This is a genomic window from Pediococcus ethanolidurans, from assembly GCF_964062635.1.
Classification (GTDB): Bacteria; Bacillota; Bacilli; order Lactobacillales; family Lactobacillaceae; genus Pediococcus; species Pediococcus ethanolidurans.
Window position 1 is genome coordinate 85,784 of sequence record NZ_OZ061250.1, and the last position, 14,057, is coordinate 99,840.

Below are 14,057 nucleotides of genomic sequence, written 5' to 3' on the forward strand. Positions count from 1 at the left end.
CTCCCTCCTATTTTATCCGAATTCGTGGATCAACAATACTCATAATAATATCTGATAACAAAGTTCCAAATAACGCTAAAATACCATAAATCATAACTAATGCAGTAATCACTGAAAAATCACGATTACTAATGGAATTCAGAAACAATTGTCCCATCCCAGGATAAGTAAAGATTTGTTCAACAAAGACTGATCCTCCTAATAAGCCAGTGATCGAGTATCCCATAAATGCCGCAATTGGTAAAAGTGAATTTCGCAAAATATGACGTGAAAACACTTTACGTTCTGGAACACCTTTGGCACGTGCAGTTGCAACCATATCTTGATGTTTTTGATCAACAATTTCACTTCTCAAATATTGAACAGTGCTTGTGGTGGATAACAGCGCTGTTAAAACTCCGGGTAAAATCATATGGTAAAGCCTACTCAATATATTTCCAAAAGCCCCACTTGCACTAAGTGAAACAGAACCGCCACTTGGAAACCAACCTAATACATATCCAAACAACCAGAGTCCTAAAACTAAGAAAACAAATAGTGGAATCGCATAGGTAACATAGTTAAAAAACATAATTCCACGATCTAAATTTGTGTCTTCATAACGTCCGGCAAGTAAGCCTAAGGGAATAGCAATTAAGTAAGTTAAAATAACCGTAAACAGTGATAGCCATAAAGTATTAATCGCTCTACCACCGATAACTGTCATAACCGATTCCTTAAACTGATAACTTGTTCCGAAGTTACCATGGAACATATTGACAACCCAATGAACATACTGTGTATACCAAGGATCATACAGTCCTGCTTGAACCTTTAATGCGTGTAATTGTGACGCATCAGTTTGTGGTGTAATCGACCCTGTAAAGGGATCACCAGGCATGAACTTTGCTAAGATAAAAACTAATAAACTCAAAATGATAATCTGCGGAATCATAATAATAATCCGTCGTAAAATCGTTTTCCACATAAGCTCACTCCCCCTTCACTTGATCTTCTGGCAGAGCTACCGAATGTGTTTCAGAAACTTTCTGTAGTGGTAAAACTCGTCCGTTCTTGTCGTAATAACGACTTTGTTCTGTATCAAATACCTTTTCAACTTCTTTTCGATGCTTACGATGAGCATCCCGTTCATCAACGTTCACATCTGGAATCGCTGCTAACAAACGTTTCGTATAAATATGTTGCGGATGGTTATAAATATCATCCCGCGTTCCTAATTCAACAAAACGTCCTCGATGCATAATCGCCATGCTGTCACACATATGACGAACCACTCCTAAATCGTGTGAGATAAAAAGATAACTAATGTTAAATTGTTTTTGAATTTCTTGCATATAATTCAAAACTTGGGCTTGTACGGAAAGATCCAACGCAGAAACCGGTTCATCAGCAATCACTAATTTAGGATTGGTACTAATTGCTCGTGCAACTCCAATTCGTTGCCGTTGACCACCTGAAAATTCAAATGGATATTTAAACAGATCATCGTCACCTAAACCAACAGTGTCTAATAATTCACGTACACGATGTTTTTCTTCGGTATCACTCAACTTTTCAAAATTTCTTAATGGCTCTGCAATGATATCGTAAATTCTTTTTTTAGGATTTAAACTAGATAAGGAATCCTGAAAAATCATTTGAACATCTCGATTGTAATGTAGTGCATTACGTTCTTTTTTAGTAGAAACATCATGGCCATCAAACAAAATTTTACCGGAAGTGATTTTTTCCAGTCCAATGATCGATCGGCCAATCGTTGTTTTTCCCGATCCAGTTTCACCAATCAAACCATATGTTTGACCAGGTTCAATTTCAAAATTCACACCATCCACTGCGTAGACATAATCGTGAATGCGATTAAAAAATCCAGACCGGATTGGGTAGTGTACCTTTAAGTCTTTAACTTCAACTAAACTCATTAAACAGCCTCCCCATTTTCAAATTCAAACGTTTGATAACAGGTGCACAATACGAAATGTCCTTTTTCTGGTTCATGCATGGTCGGCTTTTTTTCATGAGCACTCTCTGGTACCCATGGAATTCGGGGCGCAAAACGGCAGCCATCATGTGGCATTTTCGTTAATGGCGGTACTGAACCTTCGATCGCATATAAACGATCACCTGCACGATCAGCTTGTGGAATTGATTTCAATAATGAACGGGTATACGGATGCAATGGATGATTAAAAATTTGAGATACACTTCCACGTTCAACAACCTGTCCAGCGTACATTACCACAACTTCATCTGCTGTATCTGCAACTACCCCAAGATCATGGGTAATTAAAATAATTCCGGCATGATTTTGTGCTTGAATACTTCTTAACAAATCTAGGATTTGTGCCTGAATGGTTACATCCAAAGCAGTGGTAGGTTCATCAGCAATAATTAATTCTGGTTTACATGCAATCGCGATTGCAATAATAATTCGTTGTCGCATACCACCAGATAATTCATGTGGAAATTGACGTGCGACTCGTTCAGGATTTTCCAAACCAACCTGATCTAAAAGTTCCAAAACAATTTTGTGTTTCTTACTCTTGGAATAATCTGTGTGGTAATCCAAAACTTCTTGAATTTGATCTTCAATTCTCATTAGTGGATTTAAAGCCGCTAATGGATCCTGAAAAATCATCCCCATTTCACTACCGCGTAACTTATCAAACTTTTCAGGTGACGCTCCTACTAATTCCTGATTCTCAAATCCAATATGACCACTGATTTTTGTTCGTTTTAAATCATGTAAGCCAATAATACTTTTCGCCAAAGTTGTCTTTCCACAACCAGATTCACCGACAATTGCCAGAATTTCATCTTTATGTATTTTTAAAGAAACATCATCCACAGCGTCATAATATTTAGTACCTCGTTTAAATGACGTATGTAGATGATCAATCGTTAAAAGTTCTTCTCCCATATTGAACACTTCCCCCGTTCTAGCAACAAATTAAAAATTGATTAAGAAAATTAAGACTTGATAATATTATAGTGCTGCTACATTAAAATGCAAGGATTAATTTAGATAACAATTGCATTTTTAAAATCGTGGTAAGCGTTTTCTATGCATTGCATTCAACGTTTTAAAAGAAAATAAAAAAACTCATAATGAATTAACATTACGAGTTTTTCTATCATAAATTGATAATATTTTTATTAAGCTAACCGTCGTTCCAAATAATGCGACAAAATCGAAAGTAAGTAACAAACCACAAAATACATCACAGCTAATGCCAAGAACATTGGCAGAATATAATTACTATTCTGTCCGTAAATAATTTGGGCATGATACATCAAATCAGGTAAAACAATAATTGTGGCCAACGAAGTATCCTTGATCAGGGAAATAAACTGACTAACAATTGTGGGAATCATTTTTTTCTGAGCTTGAGGAAGAACAATATGCCACATGGCTTGCCAATAGGACAGTCCATTAGCTCGTGCACCTTCCATTTGACCAGGATCAACCGCCCCAATCCCACTGCGAATAATTTCGGCCAGCATAGCTGATTCAAAAATACTCATTGCAAGAATTGACGACCAGATTGGATTCAACCGAATGCCAATATTTGGCAACCCAAAGTAGGTGAAGAAAATGATTAACAGTAATGGTAAATTTCGAATTAAATCAATAATAAACCCAACAGTGGCAGAAAGGTATTTTACTTTAATATAGCGAATTAATCCTAGAATTGCACCTAAGATATAACTAAACACGATGGAAACCACGGACACTTCAATGGTAATCCAAAGGCCTTCTAACAGGTAACGAAAATTAATCCACGAATACGCATTAACAAAGTTTTGCATTTTTCTTCACCTCCTTAGTTCAAACGTTTTTCAAGATAACGCATGTAATAGCTCAACGGCATTGTAATAATTAGATACAAGACACCAACCACAAAATAAGCATTGAGCGTATCAAAACTGGTTGAAGCGATGGTATTTCCTTGATACATCAAATCAAAACCAGCCACAAAGGCCAAAACAGACGAGTTTTTGACCAAGTTAATAAATTGATTTCCCAGTGGTGGGATAACAATTCGAAAAGCCTGTGGTAAAACCACATACCGCATAGCTTGTGAAAATGTCATTCCATTAGCACGTGACCCTTCCATTTGACCGGGATCCACGGATTGAATTCCTGAACGAACGGTTTCTGCAATAAACGCAGAAGTGTAAATCGTGAGCCCAATCGTACCAGCTGTAAACCCGTTCACCTTCACAAAGAAAATCGGAATTACCACATAGAAAAACATGGTAATAACTAGTAAAGGAATATTTCGAAAAATTTCGATATAAACACGGGCAATAATTCGTAAAGTTTTACTTGGGACAACTTCAAAAATGGCGAAGAACGACCCAATGATTAAACTAAAGAACAACGCTAAAATACTACACAATAGAGTTTGGCCTAAACCATAGAGAAGGTCTTGCCAATGATTTGTGATAATACTAATCATTTTTCTGCCTCCTTATAGTCAAATCCTGAAATATTGCCAAACCATTTTTTAACAATTTTGTCATATTCGCCATTAGCTCGAAGTTGTTTTAAGGCTTGATTAATTTTCTTAACAAATGTCTTCTGACCCTTATTCACAGCAATTCCATAAGGCTCTTTGGTAAACGCACCACCGACAACTTTATAGCCAGGATTTTCAACAGCCATCCCAAGCAAAATACCATTATCAGTTGTTAAAGCTTTACCTTGACCGGATTTCAAAGCTTGTAAGGCTTGTGCATAATCCTGTAATTCCAAGACCTTTGCCTTTGGAGCGGCCTTTTGAAAATTAGCTACCGAGTTAGCTCCTGTGACTGCCAAAACCTGGGTGCCACTCTTGTTTAGATCTTTGACATTCTTGATCGGACTATCTTTTTTAACCAGTAAAGATTGCCCAGCATTAAAATAATGATTCGAAAAATCAACTACTTTTTGACGATCAGGAGTTATTGTCATTGTGGCAATAATGGCATCAATATTACCGTTTTTTAGAAGTGGAATTCGTGTCTGACTAGAAACTTGAATAAAACTTGCTTTACCAGTAGGACCAAGAATTTGTTTGGTCAATGCTTTAGCCATATCCACATCAAACCCTTTAATTTGTGAATCATTAACATCCATTAATCCAAACAACTTGGTATCCGCCTTAACCCCCCAAACAATCGTGTTCGTTTGTTTGGCTCGGCTTAATACGCTTTGATCAGAAGCCTTTTTACTTCCACAACTGCTGAGAACCATGACAAGTAAACACAGTGAGGTCAGCAATCCTAAATATCGAATTATTTTTTTCATGCTTCTCCTCCTCTAGTGCTTAATAATTTTGCTAAGGAATTGACGAGCACGCTCATTTGTCGGCTGTCCGTCAAAGAAACTTTCTTTGGTATCGTCTTCCAAAATTCGTCCATCAGCCATAAAGATAACCCGGTCACCCACTTCACGAGCAAAGCCCATTTCATGAGTTACCACTAACATTGTCATACTTGAATCACGGGCAATATCTTTCATAACATTCAAAACATCATCAATCATTTCAGGATCCAGTGCGGAAGTAGGTTCATCAAATAAAATACACTTTGGGTGCATTGCCAAACTTCTTGCAATCGCAATTCGTTGTGATTGACCACCAGAAAGCTGTGCCGGATAGCTTCCAGCCTTATCTGCCAAACCCACACGATCAATAAGTTCCATGGCAACTTTCTTATTTTCAGTTTCGTCTCGTTTTAAAACAATTCGCGGTGCAATCATAATATTTTCAAGTACCGTTTTATTTTGATAGAGGTTAAAATGCTGGAAAACCATTCCCACATTTTTACGGATCTTATTCATATCCGTCTTCTTATCGGCTAAATCAAACCCATCAACGATTAACTGACCACTATTAATGAGTTCCAAACCATTAACTGTACGAATCAAAGTACTCTTACCAGAACCAGAAGGACCGATTAAAACTACAGTTTCACCGGCTTCAATCGTCAAATTAATATTGTGCAGCGCATGAAATTTTCCGTAGTACTTTTCAACATCGTGAAATTCAATCATTGACATAAGTCTTACCTCTTTTTTCTTTCTATGTATTACGTTAGCACTCTATGCTGGGAATACCAGTGACTTTTATAATCATTTTTTTAGTCAATAAAGCGTTATACGTATATCCATTATATCAATTTTAAAGTACAAAAAAGAACCTGTCAAAATTTTAATGATTTTGATAGGTTCCTTCTCATATTTATCAAACAAAAAGGTATTGTCTAGTACGATCTGCGTCGCGTTTGTGTTGGTGTATCGTCGCGTTTTTGATAAGCCATTTGAATTTTCGCACCATATGGCGAATCTTCAGTCATTAAACTTGAACGGCCCGCAAATTTTCGTTGACCGCCAATCAAAACAGCCTGCGCCAGATAAAGTTGGTATTGCTGTTTTGCCTCAAAATAATTAGATAATCCCACACTTACTACCTGACCAATTCGATACAAATTCATCTGATTCATCCCGGCATATATATTAGCCTCGCCGTTTTCTTCTCGAAGTTCAAAGTAAGGGAACGGGATTCCTTGTCCAATGGCGTACAATTCAGTTTCATTAGACTCCTGTAAGTGTGCCAGAATTTCATCATCTGAAAGGCCTTCATAATCTGCCATCGCAAAATTGTTTTGAATCATTTGCTCTGCTAACTGATTAATATTATGGATCTCTCGTTGACTAGATTTAATGGTCGCCGGTAGGATTGTATTTTTTTCAAAAATTCCAGTTAAAGGAACAATTGCGCGATGACCACGTTCTCTTTGATTCAAACGTTGACGTAAATTTTCATTTTCCGCAACTTCACGAGGTTTTCCACCTAGTAATTTTTCGATTTTTGGTGAAATATCAAATGGTGCTTTTTTAGTCGTGAAATAAAAATAAATATTCATGATCAAAAAGTAAAGGAAAATCAGAAAAACGGCAATGAAGCCTAAGCCCCGCACCCAGCGACCATTCTCGAAGAAACGGAAAGCTAGATACAGCATGTAGAAATTACCGACAAACCCAATGATCGTATAAATTCGGTTTTTCAGTTTTACATTTAAATTAATATAGCCCAAATAGTGATTGATCATATCAATAACTGTAAACAAAACTCTTCACTCCTTTCGCGATTAATTAGTCGTATCATCCTGTGTCGTGGTTGCACTGCTACTTGACGCACTGGTCTTAGTAGCCGAGCTTGCTGCACTAGATGATTGGGTTGCAGCACTGGAACTGCTTGCTTTTTTAGTTGTCGATGCACTGCTAGAATATGTGCTACTTGAACTAGCTGGTGTCGTTGAACTCTCAGTTGAACTACTTTGTGTATCATCTGAGCTGGATGAGCTGCTGTCCATTGACGAACTGCTGGAGTCATCTGAGCTTGAACTGCTATCTTTGCTACTACTGCTCGAGCTATCTTTTTTAGAAGAATTTTTGCTTGAATCCGTTGATGCCGAATTTTTGGTGGTCGATTCCGTCTGTGTCCGTACAGAACCGCCGTCTGTTGTGCCGGTCACCTTATTCACCACAACATTGGTGGCGCTAAGTGCAATCAAAACACTGACAATTGCAAATGGTGTGATAAATGGTAGCGTACGATATGCCATAACCGCTTCTCCTCCCCTTTTCTTAAATGGTTAGTTAAATCTTACCAAACTGACTGTTATTTTAAAGGCCAAACATTAAAACCATATTAATTCTTTAAATTTATGGCTCTTTGTCAAATCCTGTTGATGAATAGCTTTTACAGAGTTGAAAGTCATGCGACTTTCAACTCTGTTTTTTTCATTGGTTTTGTTCTCATTTGCCGTAACTTAATACGTGAAATCATATGATGGTAATTACGGAATCCAAATGCTGTGCGTTGAATTTGTTTAATCATTCGATTCATGCCTTCGACTGGGCCATTCGTATAGTCCGATTCACTGGCGTTGAGTACAACCACTAAGTTCTTTTTGAACGTTTGAAACACTGCTTTCATGTAGGGACTTATATTTTGATTTGTATATAGATCTTCCACAAGCTTGTCTTTGTCTTGATTCTTAAGGTTTTCCATGATGCTTTGCATCGACTCGTACGATGCTTTAAGTTCTTCGTTAATTGTCAGTCCTTGTTCTACACGTTCTAGTTGTGTGAGTTGTTTTCGCAGGTGTCGGTCATAAAAGACATGTTCCTCATCTAGATTTCCGGCATACTTCAAATAAAGCCGCCAGGTGAACTTTAACGTGCGATATTCATAGGATCTTTTATTGTACTTTTTCATGGTTTGCACCCGAGTTTGATTAAAAGCTCGAGTCATCATTGCAACGATGTGAAAGCGGTCGATCACAATTTTTGCCTGCGGAAACATTGCCTTGGCAATGTCTTGATAGTAACTATTTAGATCTACGGTAACTGTTTTGACACGTGCTCGAACACTTGCTGGAAATTGTTTAAAATAATCAGTAATACTTTGCTTGAATCGGTCTGGCAGAATTTGTTGAATTTCGTGCTCACCAGCGCCATTAATACAGATGAAATGGAGCCGACCACCAATTCCTCTAAATTCATCCATGGCGAGATGAACCGGTAGATAGTTAAGATTTCTGCGAAATAAGTCATCATAGTTGTCTAAGTAACGACAGACAGTGCTAGCTGATATGCCGGCATCGATCGCAATGCTAGCTTGAGTGCGGTCGTCTTGTAGACTCATAAACACTTTCTGACGCGTGGCTCGGGAGATACAACAGTACTTGTCTACCACATCAGAAGTAGCCATAAACGACGCTTTACAATTACGACAAATGACGCGTTCTTTATGGAGTTCTAAATAAACTGGTTCACTCGCATTCGCTGCCAGATAGGTCACGCGTGATACGTAGTGTCCATTATGACTTAGCTCGCAAAAGCCACAGTTAGCGCAATGTTTCTGGTCGAACTTAACCGTGGCTATATATACTTTTGCGCGCTTAGCTTTAATCACTTGATAGTTATATTTGTAAAAAACTACATTTGGGTCTTTAATACTGAGCGCAAATTTCATATTATTATCTACAGGGTCCATAAGTTTTCACGTCCTTTAAAAAAGATGCTGTAGTGGGTGGATTTTTTAGGTGCGAGGCTTATGGGCCTTTTTTATTTTGCACTAAAAAATCCTGCTAATAGATTACCATGTTAAGTAAGCTATCAACAGGAAAAAGTATAGAACCAAATTTATTAATTGCGCGTTAAACTGTATGCGCTTTTTTGGCACAATCTGCACATAATCCATACAGTTCAAACCGATGACCGGAAATTTCGTAGCCGGGTAACTGCCGTTCGAAGAAATCTAACGGACACATTTCAACTTCTTCTACCTTGCCACAGTTGGTACAAATAAAATGATGGTGATGCTGTTGAGTCACATCGCATTGATACTTAACCTGAGCGTGCTCATCCTTAATAATTTGTTCCACTAATCCGATTTGTTCAAATTCCTTTAAATTTCGATAGACAGTATTATGGCTCATCTTGGGATAATTGGCACGCATTTGACTATCAACTTGGGTAACATCCACATAATTATTTTCATGTTGAGACATAATTTCAATTAGCGTTTGTCGTTGTTTGGTTATTTTAAAATGATTTTGTTGTAAAATTTCAATTGCTTGTGCTACTTTTGCATCCATATTTGTTCCCCTAACTTTAAATAGTAACAATTACTCTTTAAAAGCTTATCATAATTAGGCAAAACATGACAGATTATTGATTGGCAACAGAATTCGTTAATCTCTGCATAATTTGGTCAATTTGTTTTCGCGCTGTTTGCCAATCATCATTCAAAATCACATGAGCCTTAGTTTTTAACTCTGCTGGCAATTGTAAATCGCGCTGATATTCTTCGCTGGCAATACGTTGACGGACCATTTCAGTGTCATCTCCACGCTTTTTCAACCGTTTGACTAATTTTTCATGATTAGAAACCGTTAAATATAAAATGACTACCTGTTCACCTAACTGTTGTTCATAGGTTACTGCACCTTTGGTATCCAAAACGATACTGACAAGTGTGTTTCGTTGCCACCCACGTTCCAATCCTTCATATGAGGAACCATAATGATAGCCCGAATAGACCACATTTTCAAGATAGTGATTATTAAAAAAGCTGCGTTCCGTTTCAAAATAATAATCTTTGCCACTAATTTCGCCTTTGCGAGCCGGACGCGTTGTATGGGTAATAACTTGCGGAACATGATAATAAGTTTTCAAATAGTCACTCACAGTTGTTTTACCAGTACCTGTCGCACCAGTAATTACGATAATTTTATTCATCCTTTTTCCACTCCATGATTATTTCATTTGTCTTTTATTGTAACATGCTGTAGAGTAAAAAAATAAAGTTAAATGTAAGCGATTTCTTTAATTTTCTGAAATCTTTTCAACTTAAAAATAAAAACGAGGAGGGTTATCATTATGACCTTTGAAAAATACAGTAATAATTGGTTCACCATTGCACTCGATACAGAAAAACAAATTTTTATCGCTAACGATAAGACGAACCCTGCCTTTGAAGCAACTGGCATTACAATTGAATCTGCTGTTCACAATTTAAAAACAATTATGGCTATTCAAGGAAATTTGCAGGATGCTTAAGTAATTAAAAAACTAGAACACAACCTCGTATCTTCACAGATTACAACGGTTAGTGTCCTAGTTTTTTTAAATTAAGCCTGATCGATTCAAAATTTTCTTTAATGGATAGTAAAGGATCATTACCAATACAAATGTCGTAATTGAATTCACAATTGTTGCCGGTTCACTTGCAACTGCACCAACCACAGCCGCATGCCACTGCATCCCTTGATAGGCAACACCTTCAATGACCGAATTCCCAAATGAAGTAAAAATTTTAGTAAATCCTGCCACAAATGCCACAAGGACAATATGCCACTTTTTAGTATCATCTCTTCGTAGTAAACGAAAAACAAGGGTCACAACAGCTGCCACGATAACAACTTCCAATACCGTTAAATATGCCGTGCTAGCATACCCATGTGTGACATCAAACAAGCCTAATCCAATGGCTCCCGCTAATGTTCCGTAACCAAACCCCAGAAACATAATGGCCAATGCGGTCAGTGCATTACCAAAGTGAACGAACGGTCGTCCTATTAACGCTGGAATGGGAATTTGAAATACAGAAATTCCGATAAAAATAATGGCTGCAAACAATGCCGTGACAATAATTTTTCTTAGTTGACTATTACGCATAATGCTAATTCCCCTTATATGCCAAGATATTTGATAAAACAGATGATAATGTAATTCCCATGCGTGAATCTCGCTGACCTTGTTTAGCTGTCTCCAACACAGCCTCACTCGTCCATTTATTTGCGAGTTTTAATGCCGTTTGAAAGGTTTCTTTATTGAGAAGAAAGCCCAAAACTAAACTTGAAAAAAGATCTCCAGTTCCAAAAAAGTCGCCCGCTACTTTTTCTGAACTGACATAATGAAATTCATCAGCAGTTAAAAAAGCTGTCCCAATTTGATTATCTAATTCAATACCAGTAATTGCGACATTATCAATCCCAGTTTTTTGCGACAATCTTTTCAAAATACTTGTTAAGTAATGTCTGTTGATTGTATCCGAAACATTTTGTTCAAGCAAAAAACATGTCTCGGTTAAGTTAGGTAATAATATTTGTGCATTTTGGCACAACTTCAAATAACTGGTTACCACTGCCGTTGACATTCCAGAATACAATTTACCATGATCGGCAAATGCTGGATCAAGCAAGACTAGTTTCATGGGATCTTCCTTTAAAAACGAACTAATCTCCTCATAAACTTCCAGTTCATTTCCAAGGTAACCTATCAAAACACTGGAAAATGTCACATTTGCTTTATGCCAGTGGTCGATAAATCTGGGTAAGTTTTTTGCCATCGAAATCGTTGCCGGTTGTCCAAACCCACCCGTGTGTGTTGATAAAATCATTGAAGGCATGATTGCCGGTTGCTCTCCAAAAGCCGTCATTATTGGCATCGCAATACTTAAAGACACCGAGCCCACAGAAGATAGATCTTCAATTAACAATGTTTGTTCAATTATGAAAACCTTCCTTCTCAATAATTTTTTACATTATATCATGATTATGAATAAATTCTTTGTCGTTCTATTTGGATAATGAATGTCAACTTTCAGCCGACTTTTTAGGGTAGCTTTCGTTCCGAAAGTTTCCATTCTCTGTACGTTGTCGATTCTTGTGGCACAACCCAGCCGCATGAACTCGCCTCCATTTCGCTTATTATTTTTTTAAAGCTAACAAACCGTTTCGTTCACTTCTTTTTTCCGCCGAGCATTAGGACAACTCCACAAATCAGGCTTTGAACTATAAGCAGGATTCCTGCGGGATTGCGATCCCGCCTCCATCCCACTTATAGTTCAAAACCTTTCGATTTGCTTCGTTCACTTTCTTTTTAGGACAACTCCACAAATCAGGCATTGATATTTAAGCAGGATTCCCGCGGGATTGCGATCCCGCCTCCATCCCGCTTAAATATCAATACCTACCGATTTGTTTCGTTCACTTTTTTCTCATTGACTTTTAATGTTTTTCTGGATATAGTCTAATAAATAGATTCAAATTGATTCACTTACATATTAGGGAGTGTTGTTTATGTCATTACGCGGACGTATTTTCCGCAAAGAAAGTCGTGATCGTTACATTGAACGCGACAATCGCTTTGAAAAAACCATTTCCGGCGGCGATCTCATTGCCCTCGGAATCGGTGCCGTCATTGGTACCGGTATCTTCATCCTACCTGGTACCGTTGCCGCCACCAAAGCCGGCCCCGCCATCATTCTTTCCTTCGTAGTTGCCGGCATTGTCTGCGCCATCGCCGCCATGTGTTACGCAGAATTTTCTTCTGCCCTACCAGTTGCTGGCAGTGCTTACTCATATGGCAACGTCATTTTCGGTGAACTGATTGGTTGGATCCTCGGTTGGGCCTTAATTTTGGAATACGTTCTCGCCGTCGCGGCCGTTTCAACTGGTTGGTCAGCCTACTTTAGTTCCTTTATTTCTGGATTTGGCATTCACATTCCCCAGGCATTATCAGGACCTTTTGATCCCGCTCATGGTACATACATCAACATTGTTGCCATTATCATTGTCTGCCTAATCGCCTTTTTCTTATCAAAGGGTCTCAAATCCTCAATTCGTATCAACAACATTATGGTTATTGTAAAAATTGCAATCATTGTTTTATTCCTTATTGTTGGTGCCTTTTATGTTAAACCAACAAACTGGCATCCTTTCCTACCGTTTGGTGTCAAAGGCATGTTTCAAGGTGCGTCAACCGTTTTCTTCGCTTACCTAGGTTTCGATGCCGTATCTTCTTCTGCTGCTGAAGTGAAGGATCCTGATCGCAATATGCCCTTTGGTATCATTGGCACATTAATCATTGCGACCGTTTTATATATTGGAGTTTCAATTGTTTTAACTGGTATGATTCCCTTTACAAAGTTAAACGTAGCTGATCCCGTTGCCTTTGCACTACAATCTGTTAACCAAAACTGGATGGCCGGCTTGCTTTCGTTAGGTGCCTTGGCTGGAATGACCACCATGATGGTCACCATGATTTATAGTAGTTCTCGACTTGTATATTCAACTGGCCGAGATGGGCTTTTACCTAAAGTGCTTGGCGAAGTTAGTGCTAATCATTCACCACTTCACGCCATGACAATTGTTACGATTGTTATTGCCATTTTGGGTGGTTTAGTGCCATTAGATCAATTAACGAACTTAGTCAATATTGGTACGTTGATTGCCTTCACCGTTGTTTCATTCGGAATTATCCCATTACGCAAACGAAAAGATATTCCTAATCACGGATTCAAAGTTCCTTTCTATCCAGTTTTACCTATTATTTCTGGATTGTTATGTATTTTCCTAATGACTACTCTTTCAGCAGAAACTTGGATTGCTTCCATAATTTGGTTTGCCTTTGGCTTATTGATTTACTTTACTTACGGAATTCATCACAGCCAGTTGGCACAAAAAGATGACCCACAAAAATAAATAAGAACGAATAA

The 14,057-nt window shown here is 37.9% G+C and carries 16 protein-coding genes; 2 read left to right on the forward strand and 14 right to left on the reverse strand.

What is annotated here, in order from left to right; translation table 11 throughout:
- Nucleotides 1-7: 7 nt before the first annotated feature.
- The 12 genes from opp4B to AB3219_RS00465 all read right to left on the reverse strand — a co-directional run bounded on the left by opp4B (nt 8) and on the right by AB3219_RS00465 (nt 10,294).
- Nucleotides 8-967 carry an oligopeptide ABC transporter permease gene (gene opp4B, locus AB3219_RS00410; RefSeq protein WP_216753652.1) on the reverse strand — a complete coding sequence of 320 codons (960 nt, stop codon included), beginning with the start codon at nt 965-967 and terminating at the stop codon, nt 8-10.
- A 4-nt stretch (nt 968-971) separates the two neighbouring features.
- Nucleotides 972-1,919, reverse strand: a complete 948-nt coding sequence (locus AB3219_RS00415; RefSeq protein ID WP_057805143.1) for an ATP-binding cassette domain-containing protein — start codon at nt 1,917-1,919, stop codon at nt 972-974.
- Nucleotides 1,919-2,917, reverse strand: a complete 999-nt coding sequence (locus AB3219_RS00420; RefSeq protein WP_216753654.1) for an ABC transporter ATP-binding protein — start codon at nt 2,915-2,917, stop codon at nt 1,919-1,921. Before AB3219_RS00420 ends, AB3219_RS00415 begins: the two co-directional genes overlap by 1 nt.
- 236 nt (nt 2,918-3,153) lie before the next feature.
- Nucleotides 3,154-3,807 carry an amino acid ABC transporter permease gene (locus tag AB3219_RS00425; protein WP_216753655.1) on the reverse strand — a complete coding sequence of 218 codons (654 nt, stop codon included), beginning with the start codon at nt 3,805-3,807 and terminating at the stop codon, nt 3,154-3,156.
- 14 nt (nt 3,808-3,821) lie between these two features.
- Nucleotides 3,822-4,460, reverse strand: coding sequence for an amino acid ABC transporter permease (locus tag AB3219_RS00430; RefSeq protein ID WP_260365160.1), 639 nt, complete (start codon nt 4,458-4,460; stop codon nt 3,822-3,824).
- Nucleotides 4,457-5,290, reverse strand: a complete 834-nt coding sequence (locus tag AB3219_RS00435) for a glutamate ABC transporter substrate-binding protein (RefSeq protein WP_367369228.1) — start codon at nt 5,288-5,290, stop codon at nt 4,457-4,459. Before AB3219_RS00435 ends, AB3219_RS00430 begins: the two co-directional genes overlap by 4 nt.
- Before the next feature lie 12 nt (nt 5,291-5,302).
- Nucleotides 5,303-6,043 carry an amino acid ABC transporter ATP-binding protein gene (locus tag AB3219_RS00440; RefSeq protein ID WP_272885361.1) on the reverse strand — a complete coding sequence of 247 codons (741 nt, stop codon included), beginning with the start codon at nt 6,041-6,043 and terminating at the stop codon, nt 5,303-5,305.
- A 203-nt stretch (nt 6,044-6,246) separates the two neighbouring features.
- Nucleotides 6,247-7,113, reverse strand: coding sequence for a DUF6681 family protein (locus AB3219_RS00445; protein WP_216753657.1), 867 nt, complete (start codon nt 7,111-7,113; stop codon nt 6,247-6,249).
- A gap of 21 nt (nt 7,114-7,134) precedes the next feature.
- Nucleotides 7,135-7,611 (reverse strand): hypothetical protein, encoded by a 477-nt coding sequence (locus AB3219_RS00450; protein WP_216753658.1) that lies wholly within the window; start codon nt 7,609-7,611, stop codon nt 7,135-7,137.
- 152 nt (nt 7,612-7,763) lie between these two features.
- Nucleotides 7,764-9,047: an ISL3 family transposase gene (locus tag AB3219_RS00455; RefSeq protein WP_367369229.1), complete on the reverse strand. Its 1,284-nt coding sequence runs from the start codon at nt 9,045-9,047 to the stop codon at nt 7,764-7,766.
- A 163-nt stretch (nt 9,048-9,210) separates the two neighbouring features.
- Entirely contained in the window at nt 9,211-9,651 is a 441-nt protein-coding gene (locus tag AB3219_RS00460) for a Fur family transcriptional regulator (RefSeq protein ID WP_216762599.1), read from the reverse strand.
- Between the two features lie 73 nt (nt 9,652-9,724).
- Nucleotides 9,725-10,294 (reverse strand): hypothetical protein, encoded by a 570-nt coding sequence (locus AB3219_RS00465; protein ID WP_057805152.1) that lies wholly within the window; start codon nt 10,292-10,294, stop codon nt 9,725-9,727.
- A 141-nt stretch (nt 10,295-10,435) separates the two neighbouring features.
- Between AB3219_RS00465 and AB3219_RS00470 the strand changes: the two genes are divergently transcribed.
- Nucleotides 10,436-10,615 (forward strand): hypothetical protein, encoded by a 180-nt coding sequence (locus tag AB3219_RS00470; protein ID WP_216753660.1) that lies wholly within the window; start codon nt 10,436-10,438, stop codon nt 10,613-10,615.
- Between the two features lie 66 nt (nt 10,616-10,681).
- On the opposite strand, the gene AB3219_RS00475 is transcribed toward AB3219_RS00470, so the two are convergent.
- Entirely contained in the window at nt 10,682-11,233 is a 552-nt protein-coding gene (locus AB3219_RS00475) for an ECF transporter S component (RefSeq protein ID WP_216753661.1), read from the reverse strand.
- A 4-nt stretch (nt 11,234-11,237) separates the two neighbouring features.
- Complete coding sequence (locus AB3219_RS00480; RefSeq protein ID WP_216762600.1) at nt 11,238-12,056, reverse strand: PfkB family carbohydrate kinase; 819 nt, start codon at nt 12,054-12,056, stop codon at nt 11,238-11,240.
- Nucleotides 12,057-12,639: 583 nt separating this feature from the next.
- On the opposite strand from AB3219_RS00480, the gene AB3219_RS00485 reads away from it, so the two are divergent.
- Nucleotides 12,640-14,043 (forward strand): APC family permease, encoded by a 1,404-nt coding sequence (locus AB3219_RS00485; RefSeq protein WP_216753663.1) that lies wholly within the window; start codon nt 12,640-12,642, stop codon nt 14,041-14,043.
- The last annotated feature ends 14 nt before the right edge of the window (nt 14,044-14,057 follow it).

Excerpts from the sequence above, each read along its gene's own strand:
- opp4B (WP_216753652.1), bottom strand. The coding sequence starts at position 967 with ATGTGGAAAACGATTTTACGACGGATTATTATTATGATTCCGCAGATT.
- AB3219_RS00415 (WP_057805143.1), bottom strand. The coding sequence starts at position 1,919 with ATGAGTTTAGTTGAAGTTAAAGACTTAAAGGTACACTACCCAATCCGG.
- AB3219_RS00420 (WP_216753654.1), bottom strand. The coding sequence starts at position 2,917 with ATGGGAGAAGAACTTTTAACGATTGATCATCTACATACGTCATTTAAA.
- AB3219_RS00425 (WP_216753655.1), bottom strand. The coding sequence starts at position 3,807 with ATGCAAAACTTTGTTAATGCGTATTCGTGGATTAATTTTCGTTACCTG.
- AB3219_RS00430 (WP_260365160.1), bottom strand. The coding sequence starts at position 4,460 with ATGATTAGTATTATCACAAATCATTGGCAAGACCTTCTCTATGGTTTA.
- AB3219_RS00435 (WP_367369228.1), bottom strand. The coding sequence starts at position 5,290 with ATGAAAAAAATAATTCGATATTTAGGATTGCTGACCTCACTGTGTTTA.
- AB3219_RS00440 (WP_272885361.1), bottom strand. The coding sequence starts at position 6,043 with ATGTCAATGATTGAATTTCACGATGTTGAAAAGTACTACGGAAAATTT.
- AB3219_RS00450 (WP_216753658.1), bottom strand. The coding sequence starts at position 7,611 with ATGGCATATCGTACGCTACCATTTATCACACCATTTGCAATTGTCAGT.
- AB3219_RS00455 (WP_367369229.1), bottom strand. The coding sequence starts at position 9,047 with ATGGACCCTGTAGATAATAATATGAAATTTGCGCTCAGTATTAAAGAC.
- AB3219_RS00460 (WP_216762599.1), bottom strand. The coding sequence starts at position 9,651 with ATGGATGCAAAAGTAGCACAAGCAATTGAAATTTTACAACAAAATCAT.
- AB3219_RS00465 (WP_057805152.1), bottom strand. The coding sequence starts at position 10,294 with ATGAATAAAATTATCGTAATTACTGGTGCGACAGGTACTGGTAAAACA.
- AB3219_RS00470 (WP_216753660.1), top strand. The coding sequence starts at position 10,436 with ATGACCTTTGAAAAATACAGTAATAATTGGTTCACCATTGCACTCGAT.
- AB3219_RS00475 (WP_216753661.1), bottom strand. The coding sequence starts at position 11,233 with ATGCGTAATAGTCAACTAAGAAAAATTATTGTCACGGCATTGTTTGCA.
- AB3219_RS00485 (WP_216753663.1), top strand. The coding sequence starts at position 12,640 with ATGTCATTACGCGGACGTATTTTCCGCAAAGAAAGTCGTGATCGTTAC.